Annotated in this window: 17 protein-coding genes; 10 read left to right on the forward strand and 7 right to left on the reverse strand. The window is 39.6% G+C overall.

Going from position 1 to position 22,770, the window contains the following annotated elements; all coding sequences use genetic code 11:
* Window positions 1-160: 160 nt before the first annotated feature.
* Window positions 161-823, reverse strand: a complete 663-nt coding sequence (locus ACZ5V8_RS01400) for a thioredoxin domain-containing protein (protein ID WP_464218055.1) — start codon at window positions 821-823, stop codon at window positions 161-163.
* A gap of 337 nt (window positions 824-1,160) precedes the next feature.
* Between ACZ5V8_RS01400 and ACZ5V8_RS01405 the strand changes: the two genes are divergently transcribed.
* Together ACZ5V8_RS01405 and ACZ5V8_RS01410 are read left to right on the forward strand one after the other, a co-directional pair.
* On the forward strand, window positions 1,161-1,670 hold the full coding sequence (locus tag ACZ5V8_RS01405) for a helix-turn-helix domain-containing protein (protein ID WP_464217022.1): 510 nt from the start codon (window positions 1,161-1,163) through the stop codon (window positions 1,668-1,670).
* Window positions 1,671-1,734: 64 nt separating this feature from the next.
* Window positions 1,735-2,409 (forward strand): transposase, encoded by a 675-nt coding sequence (locus tag ACZ5V8_RS01410; protein WP_464217023.1) that lies wholly within the window; start codon window positions 1,735-1,737, stop codon window positions 2,407-2,409.
* Window positions 2,410-2,416: 7 nt separating this feature from the next.
* Here the strand turns inward: ACZ5V8_RS01410 and ACZ5V8_RS01415 are convergent, their stop codons facing one another.
* From ACZ5V8_RS01415 to ACZ5V8_RS01440, 6 genes are all read right to left on the reverse strand, one after another.
* Window positions 2,417-5,731, reverse strand: coding sequence for a DEAD/DEAH box helicase (locus ACZ5V8_RS01415; protein WP_464218056.1), 3,315 nt, complete (start codon window positions 5,729-5,731; stop codon window positions 2,417-2,419).
* A 173-nt stretch (window positions 5,732-5,904) separates the two neighbouring features.
* Entirely contained in the window at window positions 5,905-6,225 is a 321-nt protein-coding gene (locus ACZ5V8_RS01420) for a cupin domain-containing protein (RefSeq protein ID WP_464218057.1), read from the reverse strand.
* Window positions 6,222-6,680, reverse strand: coding sequence for a YaiI/YqxD family protein (locus tag ACZ5V8_RS01425; protein WP_464218058.1), 459 nt, complete (start codon window positions 6,678-6,680; stop codon window positions 6,222-6,224). The genes ACZ5V8_RS01420 and ACZ5V8_RS01425 overlap by 4 nt, the downstream gene beginning before the upstream one ends.
* A 1-nt stretch (window position 6,681) precedes the next feature.
* Complete coding sequence (hisS, locus tag ACZ5V8_RS01430) at window positions 6,682-7,953, reverse strand: histidine--tRNA ligase (protein ID WP_464218059.1); 1,272 nt, start codon at window positions 7,951-7,953, stop codon at window positions 6,682-6,684.
* An 87-nt stretch (window positions 7,954-8,040) separates the two neighbouring features.
* Window positions 8,041-9,249, reverse strand: a complete 1,209-nt coding sequence (locus ACZ5V8_RS01435) for an MFS transporter (RefSeq protein WP_464218060.1) — start codon at window positions 9,247-9,249, stop codon at window positions 8,041-8,043.
* The gene (locus ACZ5V8_RS01440) at window positions 9,246-10,412 is read right to left on the reverse strand and encodes a DUF4268 domain-containing protein (RefSeq protein WP_464218061.1); all 1,167 of its coding nucleotides are present in this window, start codon (window positions 10,410-10,412) and stop codon (window positions 9,246-9,248) included. The genes ACZ5V8_RS01435 and ACZ5V8_RS01440 overlap by 4 nt, the downstream gene beginning before the upstream one ends.
* Window positions 10,413-10,980: 568 nt before the next feature.
* Here ACZ5V8_RS01440 and gyrA point away from each other — a divergent pair.
* From gyrA to rpoD, 8 genes are all read left to right on the forward strand, one after another.
* Entirely contained in the window at window positions 10,981-13,641 is a 2,661-nt protein-coding gene (gyrA, locus tag ACZ5V8_RS01445) for a DNA gyrase subunit A (protein WP_464218062.1), read from the forward strand.
* A gap of 3 nt (window positions 13,642-13,644) precedes the next feature.
* Window positions 13,645-14,823 carry a 1-deoxy-D-xylulose-5-phosphate reductoisomerase gene (ispC, locus tag ACZ5V8_RS01450; protein WP_464218063.1) on the forward strand — a complete coding sequence of 393 codons (1,179 nt, stop codon included), beginning with the start codon at window positions 13,645-13,647 and terminating at the stop codon, window positions 14,821-14,823.
* Window positions 14,824-14,861: 38 nt separating this feature from the next.
* Window positions 14,862-17,252 carry an outer membrane protein assembly factor BamA gene (gene bamA, locus ACZ5V8_RS01455; RefSeq protein WP_464218064.1) on the forward strand — a complete coding sequence of 797 codons (2,391 nt, stop codon included), beginning with the start codon at window positions 14,862-14,864 and terminating at the stop codon, window positions 17,250-17,252.
* Between the two features lie 61 nt (window positions 17,253-17,313).
* The gene (locus ACZ5V8_RS01460) at window positions 17,314-17,868 is read left to right on the forward strand and encodes an OmpH/Skp family outer membrane protein (RefSeq protein ID WP_464218065.1); all 555 of its coding nucleotides are present in this window, start codon (window positions 17,314-17,316) and stop codon (window positions 17,866-17,868) included.
* 155 nt (window positions 17,869-18,023) lie between these two features.
* Complete coding sequence (gene rpsU / locus ACZ5V8_RS01465) at window positions 18,024-18,236, forward strand: 30S ribosomal protein S21 (RefSeq protein ID WP_117002909.1); 213 nt, start codon at window positions 18,024-18,026, stop codon at window positions 18,234-18,236.
* A 209-nt stretch (window positions 18,237-18,445) separates the two neighbouring features.
* Window positions 18,446-18,892 (forward strand): GatB/YqeY domain-containing protein, encoded by a 447-nt coding sequence (locus ACZ5V8_RS01470; protein ID WP_464218066.1) that lies wholly within the window; start codon window positions 18,446-18,448, stop codon window positions 18,890-18,892.
* Window positions 18,893-18,901: 9 nt separating this feature from the next.
* Window positions 18,902-20,686: a DNA primase gene (gene dnaG, locus ACZ5V8_RS01475; protein ID WP_464218067.1), complete on the forward strand. Its 1,785-nt coding sequence runs from the start codon at window positions 18,902-18,904 to the stop codon at window positions 20,684-20,686.
* 147 nt (window positions 20,687-20,833) lie between these two features.
* Window positions 20,834-22,747, forward strand: coding sequence for an RNA polymerase sigma factor RpoD (gene rpoD / locus ACZ5V8_RS01480; protein ID WP_464218068.1), 1,914 nt, complete (start codon window positions 20,834-20,836; stop codon window positions 22,745-22,747).
* The last annotated feature ends 23 nt before the right edge of the window (window positions 22,748-22,770 follow it).

Genomic DNA, 22,770 nt, shown 5'->3' on the forward strand with positions numbered 1-22,770 from the left:
CACAAAGCATTTTACAGAAGCTCTTACCCTAGTTTTTCTGTGTAAGCGCTGGCTGAGCGTGAGTCGAAGTCAACGCGCTTTATGCTTTAGCCGTTCCCTGAGCGAAGTCGAAGGGAAGGCGTAAAACAATAATTGGCTTCGACTTACGCTCAGCCAACGTTCATGCCAAATAACCAAGTGCGCGTTTGATAACATACTCAGGTACGTTTTGATATTCGGAAAAGTAAACTTGATTGACGTCAGTTGCATTGTGTTGATAAACATAGACACTCGGTGAGTGAGTTACGCCTGCGGTTTTTGCTAAAGCATTATTATCTTTAATTTCTTGATCAACCATATCTTTAAGATATGGGGTTTCATTAATGTTTAAATTGATCATTAAATCAGACAAAGCGTTTTGATCAATAACCTTATCTGATTTAACCAAACTATGGAGCTCGTGCAAAAATTCTTGCATGAGCTCCACCCCGCCCACGTGATAAGTAAAAGCTAAATACTGCGATGCATTAGGGCTTTGTGTTGTGCCAATGGGGTAAATGTTTATTTTAAGATCTTTATCTTTTGTAAGCGTTAATAGCGTAGTTATGTTTTCTAAACAGGTCAGCTTTGAGTAGTCACAGAATTGAGTGATGACTTTGCTTGCCTCAGGGTTGCCTAGAGTAATGCTAGACGAGCTGTCAAAGTTTAAATCTTTATGAATAAATACATTGGCTTGATAGCGTGAAAAAGCATGCATATCACAGGCTTGTTCACCTACCTTATGTCCAGCATTGGCAAGGCTTATGCATAAAGTGGCACTTAAAAGTAGCATTAACTTCTTCATGTGTTTATCCAGATTGTTTTGATATCTGGCAGTCTATTGTATGATTCAAAAAAAGAGAAATTTAAAAACTTTATAAATGTATTAATTTTTCTAAGTATTGCAGATGCAAAATAAATTGATTTTGAGATTGATCTACATCAGATTTTAAATTTTTCTTTTGGCAAAATGTAAAACATTAAATAATCGGTTCAAACAAGTTTAATAAGTCATTTTCGTTGAGTTTGAAGTCAGCTTGTCCATCTTTGTTGTAAAGACCACTAGTGCTGCATATTCTAAATAAACAAAGACAAAATGTAGTATAATAAATCCTTATAAATGACTGACTATTAAAGCGACAATGGCAAAGGCTAAACAAGCAATTATTCTGACTGAAAAACAAAGACATATTCTGTCAAAACTGCATACATCAAATACGGGACAATATCGCTATAAACTAAGAGCCAAGATTATTCTTGACAGCGCAGATCATAGACGCACAAAAGATACACTTTCTGAGTTGAATATAGTAGCTAGCACGGTAGGCAAATGGCGTGATCGTTGGAATAATGCTTCAGAAAAACTTGCATGCCTTGAACGAGAAGAAATAAAAGGTATTGAGTATGAGCGAGCTATATGCGAAATACTTGATGATCTACCTAGAGAAGGAACACCTGCAAAGTTTAGCGCAGAGCAAATTTGTAAAATTATAAGCGTTGCTTGCGAAGCACCAGAAAAATCAGGGCTTCCTTTAAGTCATTGGAGTTTACCAAGTTTGGCTGCAGAGTTAGTTAAACGACAAATAGTGGACAGCATTTCAATTTCCCAACTACATGTTTTTTTAAAATCAGGCAGATATAAAGCCCCATAAGGTAAAACAGTGGATACACACACCCATTGAGGATCAAGCCACATTTGATCATGAAGTAGCGCAAGTGTGCAACACCTATCAAAAAGCATATGATGAAAAGGACAATGACATGCTTCAAGTGGTCAGTTGTGATGAGAAAACAGGGATACAGGCATTGGAGCGTCAAATCACTCCAATGAATCTGGATCATTGTGAACGCGTTGATAACAGCTATGAACGCCATGGCACACAATGTTTAATTGCAAATTTTGATATTGCTTCAGGTAAAATAATTGCTCCAACCATAGGTGATACCAGAACGGAAGAAGATTTCAAGAATCATGTCGAGCAAACAGTGCAAACGAAGCCTAAGGCTAATTGGGTTTTCGTTGTTGATCAATTAAATACGCACATGTCTGAAGCGTTGGTTTTGCTAGTGCTTAATTTGTGTGGTATTACTGGGGTGGATATTGGTGAAAAAGGCAAACATGGCGTGTTGAAAAACATGCAAACACGTAAAGCGTTTCTTGAAGATAGTTCACATCGTATTCGGTTTGTATATACACCGAAACATGCTTCATGGCTTAATCAAGTTGAGATATGGTTTAGCATTTTGGTTAAGCGATTACTTAAACGTTTATCTACGAAGTCAACAGTTGAGCTTAAAGATAAAATAACGGCATTTATTGGGTACTTTAATGATGTATTGGCTAAGCCATTTAAATGGACATATAAGGGGAGAGTTCTACAGGCGACATAATATTTACTTATTTAAAGGATGAGGTACTAGCAAGATCAGCTTTTTTCTGCTGAAGTTTAAGGATCTTTTCCTCAACACTTTCTTTGGCAATAAGCTTATAAACTGTAACGGGTTTATCTTGACCAATACGATAAGCCCGATCAGTGGCTTGGGCTTCAACGGCTGGATTCCACCACGGGTCAAAGTGAATAACAGTGTCAGCTGCAACAAGGTTTAAGCCAGTGCCGCCGGCTTTTAAGCTGATTAAGAAAACACTGATGTCAGGGTTGTTACTAAAGTCATCAATGAGTTTTTGGCGATGCTTGGTTTGTCCGGTTAACTGTACATGTTGAATTTTATTTTTAGCAAGCTCAACCCCAATTAAATCCAGCATCTCAACAAATTGTGAGAACACCAGTACTTTGCGCTTTTCAGCAGTAAGCTCGATCAGCATTTCTAGTAAATAATCAAGTTTCGCTGATTCATGAACTTTCTTGGCGCTGTCGAGTTTGACCAATTGCGGGTGGCAGCATGATTGGCGCAGCTTTAACAATGCATCAAGAATATGGATATGACTCTTGGCAAGTCCTTGTTTTTTCAAGAGCTCACGCACTTTCTTCTCCATGGTCATGCGTACACTTTCATATAATTGTTTTTGCGTATTGGGTAGCTCAATAATTTCAATAGACTCGGTTTTTTCGGGCAAATCCTTAGCAACTAAGGCTTTAGTGCGTCGAAGCATAAAGGGTGCAATACGGCTTTTTAGGATATTTAAGCGATCAGTATCTAGATGCTTCTCAACGGGGTTTTTAAAGTGTTTACGAAACTGGCTATCATTGCCCAAAAATCCTGGCATTAAGAAGTTAAATTGTGACCATAACTCACCGAGATGGTTCTCCAGAGGTGTGCCAGTTAAACAAAAACGATGTTTTGCTGAAAGGGTGAAAATACTTTGCGCTTGTTTTGTTTTGGCATTTTTAATCGTTTGAGCTTCATCTAAAATCAGTGCACTATAGGTGTTCTGACGATGAATTTCTTCATCTTTTAATATGAGTGGGTAGCTGGTTACGACAATATCATAGTTAAGGAGTGAATCATAATGCTCACTACGTTCAGAACCATGCAATAGTAAAATGGTAAGCTTGGGTGTGAATTTCTCAGCTTCTCTTATCCAATTGCCGACAACCGATGTCGGAGCGATAATTAAACTTGTGCCGAAATCCTTGTCATTGTCGTGTTGCAATTGAATCCAAGTTAACGTTTGTAGGGTTTTACCAAGTCCCATATCATCAGCTAATAAGCCGCCCATTTCATGTTTGGATAAGAAATCCATCCAACTGACCCCGTAGCGCTGATAATCACGCAAGGTGGCTTGAACTTCTTTTGGTGTATCTAGTAGTGGCAATTTTGTAGTATCTTTAAGTGAGTCAACAAAGCGCTTTAAAGCATGGGCTTTACTGTAATCAATCGCGCCACTTTTGCCCAATTGCTCTTCAAGACTCATCAATGCACCAATTTGGTATTTCGAGAGCTTTAGTGTGCCGCCACGTTCATCGTTTAATTCAAATAATGAGTTAATAACCGGTTCAATGATGCTGTAATCAATTTTTAAACGGTGATTTTTATCAACGATGGCGACGAGGTCATGCTCTTGTTTATTGAGTCCTTTTTGTAGATATTGCATGATCAGGGGCTGCAGATCGATGGTGTTACCGTTGTGATTAACAGTTAGGTGCACATTAAACCAATCATTTTGCGCTCCTTCTTCAATACCAATGTCGATATCATCGGCAACAATATAGTGATGAGCAAAGTCATCATCAAACTCAACTTGCCAACCTGAAAGTTTAAAGTCCTCTAGGTCTTCAAGATAAAAAGTTTCCCACTGTTCTTCTGGTTCAAGATAAGGGTTGGCATTTAAAATATAGCTCTCACCAAAAGGCTTTTGCGTTTGATTGCCATAGCCAAAATAAGCACGTCTTGATTTATCAAAACCAAATGCAGTTAGTGTTTCAAGTTTAGCTTTTTCAAATTTTATGTCTTTTTCAATCAAGCGACCATTATGCTCAATAATGTGTGTGCCGCTTTCATGTGGCTCAAAGCGTGTGCCATCATAGTCAAAGCTCACTTCAGCAAAGAAGCCATAATGTGGCCAGTTTACTGATGACCCTTTGCTAAAGTGGGCAATTGCCTTAGGCGTGATTTTTTCAGTTTTAAGCTTTTTGACTTTGCTTGGAAATTTGATTTGCTTACTAAGTGTTGATTTCTCAATGGTATGACGAACAAATGACATATCATCTTTTGAGATATCTTTAAGTGTATTAAGGAGTAGCAATTGATTGCCAGGAATGTCACTGACAATCTGCCCCATTTTATTGCCATCAATGTAAAAAGCAGGTGTCGTTGGTACGATTTTGGTATTTGTTTTGCCATTGATTTGTGCGTTAAAGCGAAATGTGCCGTTGACCTCACTCCAATCAATATTAAGTTTGACATCTGGCGCCAAGGTGCAGTGTTTGCCCATGACAATATCGCCAATAAAAAAGCGCTCAGTGGCAATAAGCAGTTTCAAAAATTGCGCGCCATACTCTCCTGTTAAGTTGGGTAAATGTGTTGCGTAACGATTGATTTGTGCTTGTAAGTATTTAAAGATCTCAAGATCTTTGACATCAGCGCAATCTGGGTATTTAGTATAACCGGCAACGATGTTGGCAAGATTGGCACTTTGTGGTTTGCCATAGCCGTCACCACTTTTTAAGACGCGCACATAGCTAGCCTCGACCCGATAAGACAATTGGTTTCCTTCTTTAAAGGAAACAAGCTGATAGGCAATCACTAAGTTAGAAGGTGCTTTGCCCTGAGATAATAGAGCGCTTTTTTCAAGGCGTATATTGTCATTAAACTGGCGTTCAAATGCGACCTTATCAAAATGGGAGGTTGGGCTTTTAGCTTCTTTTGTCGGTTTCGCGCTAACAGATTTTGTCGCTGCAACAGGAGTAAGTGCATAGGGTTCTTTTAAGCGTTCAGCTAATGATTTATTAAACATAAATAATACAGTATAAATATGCTTGCAAAAGTAGCCTACAGGGCATGAACACTCAGCGTCTAGAATGCTTGAGAGTGATTTTGCTCGTGAGTTCACATCGACAAAAATGCTTTGAGAGTAGGCCTCTTTACCAGAGCCAAAAACTTCACTCTTAATGACAAAATTAATGCCATCATCGGATGTTGCTTGTAATGATTTAATTGAGTATTGATTGCAATAAGCGTGCGCACGTGAAATCGTTGCCTTGGTAAAGTCTTCGGTGATACTTTTAGGTAAGATGCTTGAAGATAAGCTCATAAGTTTTTGTCAAAAGAAAATAAATTGCATCAGTATACCTGAGGCAAAAGGAGTAAGACAAACAAGTTTTTGGCGATAGTTATATTTTGCTAATGTCTTATCTATGCATTATTCATATAAGAGATATACCCTTCGGCCACGCTCAGGACGAAATAAGTGCGGAACTCCAGTGCTTAAATACTATCAAAATGAATTGTAAGCCAAATCGTGGCAGGCGAGCTCGATGTAGAGGTTACCCAATGTGGTGTATTGCTGGGAATCAAAAGGCTATCGCCTGTAGCAAGTGAGTGACTCATATCATTCATCAAAAGGGTTGCTTGACCTTGTAAAACAAATACCAACTCGTCTTTTGTTTGGATGTAGGGTGTATCTTTGGGCGTTGTTTGTCCATAGGAGACAATGCGCTCAATTTTAATATTTTGCGCATTTTTGATTTCATGAATAATATCAAACAATTCATGTTCAGCATGTTTGGGGATATCGTATAAATTCATTGCTTTACAAACCCACGTTTTGTTAATAGCTGATCCAAAGCATTGGCAAAGGCATTGATATTACTACTTGAGAAAGCTTTAGTTTTTGTCTCGACTAATCCGGCATCACGTAGCTCAGTGAAAAAATTACGCATGGCATAAGTCTGTGAAATATTTGCCTTGGTATATTGCTTGCCATGAGGCGTGATCACCATTGCGTCGTGATCAGTAACTTCTTTTGCCAGTGGAATATCTGCAGTAATCACTAGATCAGACCTTTCAACCTTATTGGCGATATAGTTGTCAGCAACGTCAAACCCTTTATCAACACAGCGCATTTTGATAAAAGGCGATGGAGGATGTGTTAGTGGCTGGTTTGCAACAAAAATGCACATAACTTTGCGTTGGTGTGCCGCCTTATAAAGCACTTCTTTGACTGCTTTAGGGCAAGCATCGGCATCGACATAAATAATCATACTAGGCGTAATGACTCTCGATATAAGAAACTAAATCAGCTTGTGGTATGATTACCTGCTCTTTGTCTTCACGTAAGAACTTGATCACGCAAGTGTTATTATTAACTTCATCCTCAGCGATTACTAATGCCAGTGCGGCACCCGATTTGTCTGCTTTTTTAAATTGTGATTTAAAGCTACCTAACGAGGTATTTTGTTCAATGATTAGGTGGGGCAGGGATTTACGTAATGTTTCAATCATTGGCATGACTTTAAAGATAGATGATTCATCACTGATGACATAAATATCAGCAGTTTGTGTCAACTTAGGGATGAGCCCAAGCGTTTCAAGGAGTAAAATAATTCGCTCAATACCCATAGCAAAACCAACAGCAGGGGTTGCAGGGCCTTGCAGGTCACTGACAAGTGAGTCATAACGACCACCGGCGCAAATGGTGCCTTGAGCACCTAGCTTATCCGTAATCCATTCAAATACGGTGTTACAGTAGTAATCAATGCCGCGCACAAGGCGTGAGTTCACTTTATAGGGGATGTTTAACGCGCTTAAGTAGTGCGTGAGTGCTTCAAAGTCTTGTTTAATTTCAGGATCGATAAAGTCATGTAAGTTTGGTGCATTATCCAGAAGCTTTTGAGTTGTTTCATTTTTGCTATCGAGAATGCGCAGTGGATTTTTGCCTAGTCTACGCTGTGAATCTTCATCTAATTGCTCTTTAAGTGGGGTGAGATAATTAACCAACGCATTGACATAATTAGCGCGATTTGCGGCACTTCCTAGATTATTAAGCTCAAGTGTGACATGTCTATCTAAACCTAAAGTTTGCCATAATTGCCAAGTGAGACTTAAAATTTCGGCATCTTGGGCAATGTGACTATTGCCATATACCTCAACACCCAGTTGATAAAATTGGCGATAACGTCCTTTTTGAGGGCGTTCATAACGAAACATCGCTCCGCTATACCACACCTTTTGGATTTGGTTACGTAAAAGCCCATGCTCAATCATCGCACGCACGCAACCTGCAGTTCCTTCAGGTCTTAACGTCAATGCTTCATCATTACGATCGCTAAAATCATAGGTTTCTTTTTCAACGATATCGGTGCCTGCGCCAACGCCACGATGAAATAACTCACTTTTTTCAACGACAGGCAGGCGAATTTCCTGATAACCATAGTTGTGTAAGGTTTGTTTTACGGCGTTTTCAAAAAAGTGCCATTTATAAATATCGCTCGGTAAAATATCATTCATGCCACGCACGGCTTGGATTTTAGACATTAGATGATTCCGTATTCATTAACTCAAAGAAGTGAGGCTATTGTATGTAAATTATCTTTAGATTGAAAGGGTTGGAGCTTTAAATCACTAAACGCGAATTTTGGTGATTACAGGTTCTTTGAATTTCATCAGCAGCATAATAGCAATGATATAAAAGGCAGCAATCATCGCACCTAAGAGAATGAGATTGGCGCGCATTAAATTAGCAAAGATAAGTGCAAGTGCAACAATAAGGTCAATCATAAGTCCATAGATTGACGAGGCGACAGCACTGTGATTTTTATCGATGAGCAAAAATGCCATCGTTGATGTGTTTACACTTACAAGTGCTGAAGAAAAACCAAATAAAATCGCACTCAGGCCAATCAAGTAAATAGCATAGTGTGCCGGTAGAAAGTAAGCGCTAATAAATAACGCGCCACTGAAGACAGCAACAAAAGAGAAGCTATATGCACTTTGCTCATAACTCATGAGACCATTGAGCCAACGGATATTAATCCAACGCGCTAAGGCGCCAAAGAAAATTAATAAAAAGGACAGCCAACCATAGACAATCGTATTAAAGCCAAGTGTTGTGATTACAATATAAGGCGTGCAGATATAAAAAACAGACATGCCCGCCCATGCCGCTGACGTGATATAGCAGTAGCTTAAAAATTGTCTGTTACTGACAATGCTCAAAAATTTCTTGCGGCTTGAAGTTTTACCTTCAGTGGTTGTGGTTGGTGTGTCTTTAAAGTAAATAAAGACAAGAATAAGCGTTAACAAGGCAATAAAGATGACACCATTAAAAACCCATTCCCAACCGCCGTAATAAACGATATAGCCACCAAGGAATCCCGCTAGTGAAGGTGCTAGATAAAACAGAAGGGTTAAACTCTGCCACGTCTTAACATAGGTGTTTCCCGTTAACATGTCCTTGGGTAAAGCAACAGCTAAAATGTATAAACCCGAGGCACCAATGCCTTGCAAGATGCGTCCGATATAAAAGGCAAAAATGCTTTGTGATAACAGGCAAACAACACTGCCAATAATGACGATTAAACAATAAAGAATCAGCGTTTTCTTGCGCCCAAAACGATCGCTGATAAGGCCTGCAGGTATGGCAAATATTGCACCAGCAATAACAAATAAAGTCAGTGTTAACTGGCTTTGTCCAACATTTACCGCGAAATCATTTTGTAGCAATGGTAGAGCTGAGATATACATATCATAGGCGCAGACATATACCCCAACGAGGAAAATGGCAAAAAAGTAAACGTAATTTTCAGGTTTTATGCCAACTTTTCGATTCATGGTTTATTCTCATTGCCTGTAGAGTATTTTTTTAGAGCGGCAGCAACTTGATGTAGAGGTTTTTTCAAGGCCTGTTCTAGCTTGCTTATATACTCTATGTGCCATGATATAGCATCATTCCATTTATCTTTATCTAGAGAGCTAAATGATTTTGAAAATTGAATGCGGCATGATTTCTTTTGATCCAGTCTCATCCAGTCGAGCGTGTCATGAAAAATTGATTCAATGAGATTCCTTCTCTCCATAAGATGGTCAAAAATAAATTTATTTTCCTCTGTAGAACTACGGCTTATCCAGAGCTCAACGCGAATCTCTTTTTGTGAGAAAATCAGGTTGTATGAACAACCACTTAAGCCAGATCCTGCGGAAAGCCAATGGTCTTTGCTCGGGCTAATATTATTGTATAGTGTACAATTACTCTTTTGGAAAGCTTCAAGCACATGACTCCAATATTCACGGCGAATGATATGACGATTCTTTAGCACAATCTCAGTGTCTTTATCTTCAATTTCTTTTGCTTTAATTCCAATCATTAATTCTTTGGCTTCTGGTGTTGGTATGATTTGATCAATATTGATAAGTAGCTGTTCACCTAGTACATACGGAGTGATTTTGAAGCACTGAATATTGATGCCTTGATCAAGCAGCCATAATGCTGTACTAGTAACCTCTTTGCGAAAGTTAGCAGCAACAAGCATAATGCGTTGGCTGTTGCCTGTGTTTAATCTGACTTCATCTAATGCTGGGGCGTCAAGGAATTCACAAATGTAGCTTGTCGCATCAGCTGGCTTGGTGTTGCCATTATTGATATTTTGCTTCTTAAGGTATTGTTGATAAATTTCAACAATCTGTGCCTTGGTCAAAGTTGCGCAATAAGATGCGTATTTTAATGCCTGCCAAACAACATCACGTCCAGAATCATCAAGTTTGTTTTCGATAATCACTAAGTTCCCATATTTATCGAGAGCCAATAAGTCTAATCGTTCGCGGGTGTCGTCAAAACCATCAAACTCTTTTTGGATAATTAGAAGCTCTTCACCTAAAGCATTTGGGTGATATGCTAGCCACTCTTGAAGGTGTGCTCTTTCAGTTAGCCCCATGTCGCTAAAACGCTTTACTGCAACCGGATTGATACGGTTAGTTTTGTGGTCAACTGTAAACATGGCGTTTTCCTATGGTTTATTTGTGGAGCTTTTAGGTGTTTGCTATTACTGTGCAAATGGCATTGTAGCATGGTAAGTTTTAAACTTAAAAATATTATCAGGTTTAAAACCAAACGAAAATATTCGCTTGAAGCCTATAATTGATGAGTTGAATTTGCAGTAGAAAAATATCCCATTTTTATTGCAAAGTGGTCTAGACAATGGGGCGTATAATATTCCCATATTTTGGGTCACAGGTAGAGACACAAAAAAGTTCTTGCTGTGGTTCAGGACTATCAGCGGCGGTTAAGGTCAGGGAAGGAGGTCGTTTTTCAATCGAATGAATATGTAATAATTCAAAAATAAGTTGAGCATCAATTACTTCCCTCACCCGTGCAGCTTAAGCTGCACGACCTCTCCCGCAAGGGGAGAGGTGCTAACTGACGCAACTTATTCTTGATTCATTACTATGATGCTTGGAAGTAAGTTATTTTTGGGGTGTCATTGCTAGATATTTATATTTCTGTGTTGTGGTGAGTATGCTATAATCCGCGTCAGTTTTTAGAATATTTAAAGCGTTTATATCTATATGACAACACAATTTGCCAATGAAGTTTTCCCGGTTAATATCGAGCAGGAATTAAAGCAATCATATCTTGATTACGCGATGAGCGTTATCGTGGGGCGTGCGCTTCCTGATGTGCGTGATGGCTTAAAACCGGTGCATCGACGCGTTCTTTTTGCGATGAAAGAGTTGGGTAATGACTTTAATAAGCCTTATAAAAAATCAGCACGTGTTGTCGGGGACGTGATTGGTAAATATCACCCGCATGGTGACACGGCTGTTTATGACACGATCGTGCGTATGGCGCAGCCATTTTCATTGCGTTATATGCTTGTCGATGGTCAGGGTAACTTTGGTTCAGTTGATGGTGACTCGCCGGCAGCGATGCGTTACACCGAAGTGCGTATGTCGAAGATGGCGCATTCATTGCTAATCGACATCGACAAAGAAACCGTTAACTTCTCGCCAAACTATGATGAAACCGAGATGATTCCGGATGTGTTGCCAACGCGCATCCCGAATTTATTGGTTAATGGTTCATCCGGTATTGCGGTGGGAATGGCAACCAATATTCCACCACATAATTTAAATGAAGTGATCGATGGCGTGGTTGCTTTGATTGAAAACCCTGATTTAAGTATCGAAGAATTAATGGAGTATATTCCAGGGCCTGATTTTCCAACGGGCGCTTATATCAATGGTCGCGCCGGTATTGTTGATGCGTATAAAACGGGCAGAGGACGGGTTATTATGCGCGCTAAGGCATCGATTGAAGTCGATAAAAAAACGGATCGTGAGCAAATTATTGTGACTGAAATCCCATATCAGGTGAATAAAGCGCGTTTGATTGAGAAAATTGCGGAACTGGTTAAAGACAAAAAAATCGAAGGCATTTCTGAATTACGTGATGAATCCGATAAAGACGGTATGCGTATTGTTATCGATGTTAAGCGTGGCGAAGTGCCTGAAGTGCTATTAAATAACCTATATGCACAAACACAAATGCAGTTAAGCTTTGGTGTAAATATGGTTGCCTTGGTTGACAGTCAGCCGAAGTTATTGAATTTAAAAGAAGTAATTGAAGCCTTTATTCGTCACCGCAAAGAAGTAGTTACTCGTCGCACAATTTTTGAATTGCGTAAAGCGCGAGAGCGTGCCCATTTATTAGAAGGTTTAGCGATTGCATTGTCAAATATTGATGAAATGATTGCTTTGATTAAAGCCTCTAAAACGCCAGCTGAAGCTAAAGAAGCACTGTTATCCCGTTCATGGTCTAGTAAGCTTGTTGCGCAAATGCTTGAAGGGGTTGATCAAGATTTATATCGCATTGATGGTTTGGCGTCACATTATGGTTTACATAATGACGAATATTTCCTATCACAAGCACAGGTTGATGCGATTTTAGAACTTCGTTTACACCGTTTGACAGGTTTAGAGCAGGATAAAATCCTCGATGAATTTAAAGCATTACTTTTACGTATTGAAGAGTTGATTGCGATTTTGAAAGATATTAAACGTTTGCTTGAAGTAATCTGTGAAGAGCTGCAAGAAGTCAGAGCACAATTTGGTGATGCGCGTCGCTCAGAGATTATCGCCTCCCAGCTTGATTTAGGCTATGAAGATCTTATTACTGAAGAATCGATGGTTGTCACCCTTTCATATGATGGTTATGTCAAAGCACAGCCATTGAAGGACTATAATGCACAAAAACGTGGGGGGCGTGGTAAGTCCTCAACGCAAATGAAATCAGAAGACTTTGTTTACAAACTTCAAATTGCATCAACCCATGACACAATGCTGTGCTTCTCAAGTGCCGGTAAAATCTACTGGAGCAAAGTGTATGAATTCCCGCAGGCAGGGCGTGCAGCTAAAGGTAAGCCTATAAACAATGTATTGCCACTTGAGCAAGGTGAGCGCATCACGGCAATGCTTGCGATCTCTGAATACACGGAAGGTTGGAATATTTTTATGGCAACTAAGCAAGCGACCGTTAAAAAAGTTGATTTATCAGCATTCTCGCGTCCGCGCAAGGGTGGTATTTATGCCTTAACCCTTGATGAGGGCGATGAGCTATGGCATGTGCATTTAACCAATGGTCAGCAAGAAATTATGATGTTCTCAGACGCAGGCAAAGCGATTCGCTTTAATGAAGAAGATGTGCGTGCAATGGGCAGAACAGCGCGCGGTGTTCGTGGAATGCGTATTCAAGAAGGTCAAACTATTGTTGGTGTGATTGTTACCGATCCTGACCAAGGGGTTGTGTTAACAGCAACGGAACATGGTTATGGTAAACGTACCCCAGTTGCTGAATATCGCAAAACTGCTCGTGGCTCACAAGGTGTCATCTCAATTTCCACTTCTGATCGTAATGGTTTAGTCGTCGCATCAGGTTTAGTAGAAGATACGGATGATATTATGCTAATGACCGATCAAGGGGTGTTGATTAGAACACGTGTATCTGAGGTGCGTGAAACGGGTCGTTCAGCACAAGGTGTTAAATTGATTAATTTGAAAACAGATGAGAAGCTAGTGTCAGTGCAAGTCGTTGCTGAGGATGAAGCTGAAGAAGATTTCGATGGTGAAATGCTGGAAAATGAAGAGAATGAAGCAAATGACACACCAATAGCAGATGATGACTCAGTACAAGATGAGCAGAATAATGAAGATGACAGCGAGCTGGAGTAATTCGTGAAAGTCATCACGATTTTGGGGGCGACAGGATCAATTGGTGTTAATACATTAGAGATTATTCGCGAAAACCCTGCTGATTTTGACGTTTATGCATTGACTGCACATCGTAATATCGAGCTGTTATATCAGCAATGTCTTGAATTTTCCCCACGCTATGCGGTGGTTGCCGATGAACGCTTGGCAAGTAAGCTTCGCAGTGACTTTAAGACCTCAGGTTGTCAGACGATCGTGCTATATGGCAAAGAGGCACTTGTTTCTGTGGCGAGTGCTGAGGAAGTGGGTATGGTCATGGCTGCTATTGTTGGTATTGCAGGATTGGCGCCAACGTTTGCGGCAGTTAATAAAGGCAAAACCATTTTGTTAGCAAATAAAGAAGCATTGGTCACTGCGGGCGAGATTTTCATGCGTGCGGCAAAACAATCTAATGCTATGATTTTGCCTGTGGATAGTGAGCATAATGCGATTTTCCAATGCTTACCTGATCAAGATAAGCATTATGATCAAGAGATAATCTCCAAAGTTATCTTAACGGCATCTGGTGGTCCTTTTCGCGAAAAGTCTCTGGATGAGCTTAAAGATATCACACCAGATGAAGCGTGCGCGCATCCTAATTGGCAGATGGGGCGCAAAATATCCGTTGACTCATCAACGATGATGAATAAAGCGCTAGAGGTTATCGAGGCGTATTGGTTATTTGAGGTGCCCGTTGAAAAAATTGAGGTGCTAATTCATCCGCAAAGCATTGTCCATTCAATGGTTGAATATCATGATGGTAGCTTTATTGCGCAAATGGGCTCGCCAGATATGAAAACACCTATTGGTTATGCGATGTACTACCCAAAGCGTCATAAAATCAATGTGCCAAAACTTGATTTTACTGCCAAACCACTAGGCTTTGATGCGCTGGATGGGCAACGTTTTGCGCTTATTCCGTTGGTGTATGACATGCTAAAGCGTCAAGATTATGCCTCAACAATTGTGTTAAATGCTGCCAATGAAGTGTTGGTCGAGGCTTTTTTGGCGGAAAAAATACAATATTTGGAAATAATCGAGTATATTGAACGAGTTTTGCAAAAATTAAAATTTAATAAACCTGAAACTATTGATGATGTCGTTGCGATTGATTTGCAGGCACGCATGCATGTTTCAGTGCTTTTAAATGCAGATAAAGATTGAATAAAATAAAATTTAAATAAAGGAAGATTAGCTTGAGCTTGTCATTGAAAAAAACATTGTTACTTACGCTTTTAGGTGTCGCGCCCTTTACTGGTGTCTACGCACAAAATGGCTTTATTGCTAAAAGTATAAAAGTTGAAGGTTTGGAGCGTATTTCAAAAGAAACTGTGCTGAGTGATTTAGGTATTCACGCGGGTGAAAAAGTAGATGCGACAGAAACTAATGAGGCAATTAAGTCCCTTTATAGCAGTGGTTTTTTTAAAAATGTACAACTGTATCAAGACGGTCATACATTAATTGTCAAGGTAGCAGAGCGTCCAGCAATTAGTGCAGTTGACTTTGACGGTAATGACAAAATCAAAAATGATGACATGAAAAAAGTCTTGCGTGAAGCAGGTCTTGATGTTGGGAATATTGCGAATCCTGAGATCCTATTTCAAGTCAAACAATCACTACTGATGCAATATGCATTGATGGGTTATTACTCAACGACAGTTGATATACAAGAGATCAAAGAAGCACGTAATCGTGTGGCAATCAAGATTAATATTGCTGAAGGTAAAACTGCGACAGTGCGTCGCATTAATGTGATTGGCAATAAAGCATTTTCGCAGAGTGAGCTTCTTGATAATATCACTTTTAAAACCCCGTCAATTTGGAATTTGTGGGGATTGTTTACTTCAAAGGCAGATTACTCGCCAACCAATATGCAGTCTTCAACGGAAGATCTTAGTAATTACTATATGAATAATGGTTACTTGGATTTTAAAGTAACATCACACCAAGCCTCGCTATCACCGAATAAAGAAAATGCATTTATCGCCTTTGATGTGAATGAAGGTGAAGTTTATAAAGTGTCTAAAGTATCATTAGAAGGTAAGTTTGTTATTGCGAAAGCCGATCTTGAGAAGCTTATTAACTTTAAAGCAGGAGATACCTTCTCACGCCAAAAAGTCCTCGATAGTGCTAAGGCAATCACACAAGCGTTGGGAGATAAGGGTTATGCTTTTGCTAATGTCAATCCAGTGCCTAAGGTTGATAAAGATAATAAAACAGTAGCATTAACCTTCTATATTGATCCAGGCAAAAAAGTTTATATTAACCAGATTAATTTCCTAGGCAATAATGTGACTAATGACTATGTTTACCGTCGACAAATGCAATACTTTGAATCTGGTGTTTACAATCAGTCGATGATTGATCAATCGAAGATTAAGTTACAAAGAATGCCATTTGTCCAAGACGTGACGGTCAAGAAAGTCCCTGTCCCTGGCTCGGATGATTTGGTTAACATGGATTATGATATTAAAGAAAGAAGTGCCAATACGGTAAGTGCGAGTATTGGTTACTCACAACTATATAACTTTATGATTGGTGGTAATTTATCATTGCCAAACATTCAAGGTACGGGTAATCAATTCTCAATTGGTGCGAATTTATCAAGCGTTTATCAAAGCCTGAATATGTCGTATACCGATCCGTATTTTACCCAATCAGGGATAAGTCAGACGATTAGTACGTATTTATCACGTACTGACTATGATGATACCTCAATTGCCAGCTATCGCTTAAATCAATATGGTGCGAATCTAGGCTATAGCATTCCAACCTCGGCATTTGATTCAATAAGTGTTGGTGGTGGTGTTGATCACACGCAAGTGTTGCAGCCTAGTGGTGGTCAATCAAGTATTTTAGATTGGTTCGTTAATGATCAAAATGATGGTCAAACATCTTTCAACACATTTACGGTTAATTTGGGTTGGAATCATAACTCAACGAATCGCGCGTTCTTCCCGACAGAGGGGACAACGTTAGGCTTAAATGGTACGGCTTCAGTTCCGGGAATTAGTGATTTGCAGTGGTACAAAGTCACAGGTTCTGCGGGCTTCTTCCATCCAATTATTGGTGATGTTACACTTTCTTTGAAAGGCGGTGTTGGTTATGGTAATGGCTATGGTAAGACGGAATATTTGCCGTTTTTCCAGAATTTCTATGGTGGAGGCTGGGGTTCCGTTCGTGGCTTCTCTCAAGGGGGGATGGGGCCATCGGATACCTATACGCCAAATGGTGGTGCAGCCGAACAGGGTAATGCCATTGGTGGTAATTTAAATGTTTACACTAATATGGATATATTGTTCCCAATTCCAGGGTTGAAAGATAGTCGCAATATGCGTTTGGGTGTGTTCTTTGACGCGGGTAATGTTTATGATACATATACTATTCAATATAAGAATGGTCAGCCGGTATTATGGGATACGACAGCATCACCAAAATCGCCAACGTTTTCCAATTTACGTTATTCAGTGGGGGTTGAATTCCAATGGTTGTCGCCATTGGGTGCGATGGCATTTAGCTTGGCAAAACCATTAAATACCAAGCCAGGAGACTCAACACAAGTATTCCAGTTTACACTGGGGCAAACGTTCTGATCCTTTGAGTTGAAAAGTTATTATCAAGATTTTAAATTTAAGTTAAATGTAAGGAGCAAATATGAAAAAATTAGCAATGATCGGTTTGGCATCAATGGCTGTGACCAGTGTAGCTTTTGCGACAGATGCAAGTAGCTTGAAAATTGGCTTGGTTAATCCAGTTGAGATATATCAAGCAGTGCCACAAGGTGAGCAAAGTATTCAGGCATTGCAAACGAAGTTAAAGCCAAAGGCCGATGAGCTGCAAAAGCAACAGCAAGGTTTGATGGAAAAGATGCAAACTTTGCAAACTAATGCGCCAACATTAACGAAATCTGATCTGGATAAGCAACAAAAGGCATTAACCGGCGAGCAAGCTAAGTTCAAACAACAAGCAATGGCGTTCAAGCAAAGCGAGATGCAGCAAGAGCAGAAAATTGCTCAAGACTTCCAAGCAAGCTTTAATACAGCTGTAGAGTCTGTTGCTAAAGAAGGTAAATATAGCCTCATCCTAAGCTCGCAAGCAGTAGCCTATGCAGCCCCTGATTTGAAGGTGGATGTGACGGATCAAGTCGTAGCACAAATGAAAAAGCAAGACGCACCTAAAGATAAAAAAGATAAAAAAGGTAAAAAATAGAGAAATTCTTTGCCTTTCAAAAGAAAAGTTTGTAGACTTAGCGCGCATTTAATTTTAGCTGTCTTTAGAGTATTCAATGAAATAGATCAAAAGAGTATAAATTAGATAATTGATTTTAAGAAAAATTTAGATGGCATTTAAGCGAGGTGAGATGTATGCCAGCAGTACGTGTAAGAGAAACAGAACCGTTTGATGTTGCATTGCGCCGTTTTAAGCGTAGCTGTGAAAAAGCGGGAATCGTTTCTGAACTTCGTCGTAGAGAGTTTTATGAGAAGCCGACATGGGAGCGCAAACGCAAAAAAGCAGCTGCAGTTAAGCGTTCAATGAAGCAGTCTATGCGTTCAACTCCAGCAGCAGCTCGCCGCTAGGAAGTAAAAGAAGTAAAAAAGATTGCAATATACCGCTCGTAAATCATTTTGCGGTGTTCGATGTCAGAAATATTGTAAAATCGATTGTGATGAACGGTATAAACAGTCGGCCAGCTATGCTTAACGGTGTAGTTGGCTTCTGTGTTTATGGCAATTAAAAAATTACACATACACTTAATTTAATAAAAAAAACTGTTAGGATTTAGCAAATGTCTGAAATACGCGTGCGTCTTGTTGAAGATATGAAAACCTCAATGAAAAATAAAGATAAAAATCGTTTATCAACGATCCGTATGGCGTTGGCAGCGTTTAAGCAAAAAGAGGTTGATGAGCGTGTTGAGGTAACTGAGGATGATGTGATTAGTATCCTAACAAAAATGATCAAGCAACGCAAAGATTCTGCAGAGCAGTTTAAGCGTGCTGGCAGAGAAGAGCTTGCACAAAAAGAGCTTGATGAAATTCAAATTTTACAAGTCTATTTACCAAAACCACTATCAGAGGATGAAATTATTGAAATTATCCAACGTGCTATTTTAGAAGTTGGTGCCTCTTCAGTAAAAGATATGGGTAAGATTATGAGTGCGATAAAAGCAGAGCTTAACGGTCGTGCTGATATGGGTAAAGTCGGTTCAATAATCAAATCACAATTATCGTAAACATTTGCCATGAAGGGGAATATTCCCGCTGATTTCATCCGTCAAATCGTAGCATCGACGGATATTGTCGACGTGATTTCAAAATATGTCACGCTCAAAAAAACGGGCAAAAACTTCATGGCGTGCTGTCCGTTTCATAATGAAAAAACGCCATCATTTTCAGTCAGCCAAGACAAGCAGCTATATCATTGCTTTGGCTGCCATGCTTCGGGTGACGTCATTGATTTTATTGCAGATTATAATAGCTTAAGTTTTATTGAGGCAGTGGAAGAGCTTGCACTAATGCAGAATCTTGAAGTGCCTTATGATCAAAATGGTAAAGATCAATCCAAAGATAAATTAACGCAATCAATCTATGATGCCTTACAAGCGGCAAATAAATATTTTCAATGGTGTTTGCGCTTTGATGCTGATAAAGATGAGGTTGTTGAGTATATTAAATCGCGAGAATTAACAGCAAAAACAGCAAAATATTTTCAAATGGGCTACGCGCCAAATCAATGGCAAGCGCTATATGATGTGTTGAAAAAACAATTTTCATTGGATGTTTTGGATCAAGCAGGCTTAGTGATCCGTAAGGATAAGGGGGGAGCGTATGATCGCTTCCGTGAGCGTTTGATGTTTCCAATACGTAATCGCAGAGGGGCTGTTGTTGGTTTTGGCGGTCGGGTGTTACCTAATAAAGATGCTAATCCTAAATATCTTAACTCACCTGAAACGCCGGTTTTTTTTAAAAGTCATGAATTGTACGGTCTATATGAGCTTAAGCAGCAGCACAAAAACCCCGAACATATCATGGTGGTTGAGGGCTATATGGACGTCATCGGTCTGCATCAACATGGCTATACCACAGCAGTTGCGACATTGGGAACTGCTTTATCAACGTCGCACTTAAAGACCTTATTTCGGCATACATCAGAGATAATTTTATGCTTTGATGGTGATTCAGCTGGGCAAAATGCGGCTTTAAGAGCATTTGAGATGGTGCTGCCTGTGCTAGATGAGCATAAAAAAGCACGATTCTTGCTGTTGCCCAAAGAGCATGATCCTGATTCATATATCAAAGAAATGGGATTGGAAGGTTTTAAGAATGCTTTAACAGAAGCTTTAAGTGCTGCTGATTTCTTTATTCAAAATCTATTAGGTAAATATGATTTAAATAGCGCAGATAGCCTGGCGCAATTGATTGAAGAGGCAAAGCGTGTGCTAAAGGCCATTCCTGAAAGTGCTTATACGCTAACGATTATTGAGCAGTTGGCAAAAGCAACAGACGTATCTTCGCTGCAGTTGCAACGGATGATCAAACAAAAAGCACATGATACAAAACAAAATGATAGTAACATGCAGCTAAAACGTTGGCAGTTAAACGTTAATAAGCTGAGCTTGGTTGAGAAAGCATTGGCGTATTTGTTAAGTATGCCGTCAGAAGTGCATGATGCGCTAAGTGCGCAACTGGTGATAGAATTTGAGTGTGTTACAGAGCAGCACTTTATTTTGCTTGATGCTTTGAAAATAATCAGGCAAAATGACGGGCTGTCTTCTGCTGTGCTTGTGCAAATGCTTGTTGAAAAATATCCGCAATTTAAGGCGTATTTTTATCAATTATTGCAAGCGCAAAGTGAGCTTGATGCAGTGCAGCTTATTGATGAATTAATGGCGATGTTAGATAAGATAATGAAGCAGGCATGTCAAAACGAATTAGAACACCTGATATTAAAAGCAAAAACATCTATCTTAACAGCGACAGAAAAACAAAGAATGCAAGCAATTTTATACAAAGTAGAAAAAATATAGCTACACTTGATTTATGTTGCTAAATCGCCAAAGGGGAAAGCGCAAAAAGGCAATGAACTACGCAAATAAGGCGTAGACATATTGTATCTTTGTGCGTGCTTTGAGTGATGAATATAAGTAGTTAAGAAACTTAGAAGTGAGATTTTAATGTCAGATCAAACAAAAGAACAACAACTCTCAAGAATCAAAGAGTTACTCGCGTTGGGGCGTGAACAAGGTTATTTGACCTATGCCGATGTGAATGATTATCTGCCAGATGAAATTACTGATCCTGAGCGCATTGAAGAAGTGATTCAGATGATTAATGATGTCGGTGTTAAGGTCTTTGAATCTGCTCCTGATGCGGAAGATTTGTTATTACTTGAAGCTGAGTCAGAAAACACGTCAGATGATGATGCGGTGCAAGCTTTATCTTCAGATGGTGATTTTGGTCGCACGACTGATCCTGTTAGGATGTATATGCGTGAAATGGGAGCAGTTGATCTATTAACACGCTCGGGTGAAATAGAAATTGCTAAACGGATTGAGCATGGCACTAAAGAGGTGCTTAATGCTTTGTCTGAATATCCTTATGTGATCAAGTCATTGTTGGGGCGCTATCAGGATTTAACCGATGCAGCACGTGAAGAGCATATGCAGCTTGAGGATGAGGAAAGAGAGGAGACGCCACTCTATAAGTTCATTAAATTTTCTGATTTAATTTCAGGCTTTAATGAAGGAGATGAAATTGATGCGTCAGGCACTGATGTTGGTTCAATGCTTGATAACCCAGAAGAAACGCTAGAAGAAAGTCAAACAGAAGAAAGTGGCTCTAGTGATGAGGAGGAGGAATCAAGTGGTGGTACGGTAGATACCGCGGAAGACACAGGTCCAGATCCTGAGGTGGCAGCACAAAAATTTGCCGAAATTGAAGCTAAGTTTAATTATTTACTAGACCAAGAGGTTGGAAGCAAAGCATATATTAATGCTGCAAGTGAAGTATCGACTTTGTTTTTAAGTATGCGTTATACCAGTGCGCAATTGAACCGCATGATTAACTCAATTCGTGGCTTGGTGACTGAAATTCGCGGACATGATCGTAAAATCATGCGTTTATGTGTAGAAAAAGGCAAAATGCCTAAGCAGTATTTCGTGTCACGTTTTCAAGGGCGCGAAACCGATACTGATTGGTTGGATGGTTGTATTGAAAAATATCCTGATCTTATCAATGTGCTTGAAGATGCCAAAGCAATTCAGGTCAAACTTGGATTGATTGAAGATCGTGCCGATATGTCAATTTATGACTTACGTGAAGCCAGTAAGCGTATTTCAGTAGGTGAAGCAAAAGCACGACGCGCGAAAAAAGAGATGATTGAAGCGAACTTACGTTTGGTTATCTCAATTGCTAAGAAATATACCAATAGAGGCTTACAATTCTTGGATTTGATCCAAGAGGGTAACATTGGTTTGATGAAGGCGGTTGATAAGTTTGAATACCGTCGTGGCTATAAATTTTCAACCTATGCAACTTGGTGGATTCGTCAGGCGATTACACGTTCAATCGCCGATCAGGCGCGCACGATTCGTATCCCTGTGCATATGATCGAAACGATCAATAAGCTTAATCGTATCTCGCGTCAGATCTTGCAAGAAACGGGTAAAGAAGCAACACCTGAGGAATTAAGCCAACATATTGATATGTCGGAAGATAAGATTCGCAGAATCATGAAAATTGCTAAAGAGCCAATTTCAATGGAAACACCCATTGGTGATGATGAAGATTCTAATCTGGGTGATTTTATCGAAGATGGCGTGTCTGATTCACCAGTGGATAGTGCGACAAGCGAGAGTCTGCGTGAAGTGACTAAAGATATTCTAAGTACATTGACTGAGCGTGAAGCCAAAGTATTACGTATGCGTTTTGGGATTGACATGAATACCGATCACACGTTAGAGGAGGTCGGTAAGCAGTTTGATGTGACGCGTGAGCGTATCCGTCAGATTGAAGCCAAAGCGCTACGTAAGCTAAGACACCCATCGCGTTCAGAAACATTAAAGAGCTTTTTATCTGAATCATCATAAGTTTATCTTTTAATTATCAGTTT

Source organism: Cysteiniphilum sp. GTC20157 (assembly GCF_055396795.1).

Bases quoted from the DNA above. Each gene is read 5' to 3' on its own strand.
- rpsU (WP_117002909.1), top strand. From the start codon at position 18,024: ATGCCAGCAGTACGTGTAAGAGAAACAGAACCGTTTGATGTTGCATTG.
- ACZ5V8_RS01460 (WP_464218065.1), top strand. From the start codon at position 17,314: ATGAAAAAATTAGCAATGATCGGTTTGGCATCAATGGCTGTGACCAGT.
- ACZ5V8_RS01420 (WP_464218057.1), bottom strand. From the start codon at position 6,225: ATGAATTTATACGATATCCCCAAACATGCTGAACATGAATTGTTTGAT.
- ACZ5V8_RS01470 (WP_464218066.1), top strand. From the start codon at position 18,446: ATGTCTGAAATACGCGTGCGTCTTGTTGAAGATATGAAAACCTCAATG.
- ACZ5V8_RS01425 (WP_464218058.1), bottom strand. From the start codon at position 6,680: ATGATTATTTATGTCGATGCCGATGCTTGCCCTAAAGCAGTCAAAGAA.
- ACZ5V8_RS01415 (WP_464218056.1), bottom strand. From the start codon at position 5,731: ATGAGCTTATCTTCAAGCATCTTACCTAAAAGTATCACCGAAGACTTT.
- gyrA (WP_464218062.1), top strand. From the start codon at position 10,981: ATGACAACACAATTTGCCAATGAAGTTTTCCCGGTTAATATCGAGCAG.
- ACZ5V8_RS01405 (WP_464217022.1), top strand. From the start codon at position 1,161: ATGGCAAAGGCTAAACAAGCAATTATTCTGACTGAAAAACAAAGACAT.
- dnaG (WP_464218067.1), top strand. From the start codon at position 18,902: ATGAAGGGGAATATTCCCGCTGATTTCATCCGTCAAATCGTAGCATCG.
- ACZ5V8_RS01400 (WP_464218055.1), bottom strand. From the start codon at position 823: ATGAAGAAGTTAATGCTACTTTTAAGTGCCACTTTATGCATAAGCCTT.
- ACZ5V8_RS01440 (WP_464218061.1), bottom strand. From the start codon at position 10,412: ATGTTTACAGTTGACCACAAAACTAACCGTATCAATCCGGTTGCAGTA.
- rpoD (WP_464218068.1), top strand. From the start codon at position 20,834: ATGTCAGATCAAACAAAAGAACAACAACTCTCAAGAATCAAAGAGTTA.
- ACZ5V8_RS01435 (WP_464218060.1), bottom strand. From the start codon at position 9,249: ATGAATCGAAAAGTTGGCATAAAACCTGAAAATTACGTTTACTTTTTT.
- hisS (WP_464218059.1), bottom strand. From the start codon at position 7,953: ATGTCTAAAATCCAAGCCGTGCGTGGCATGAATGATATTTTACCGAGC.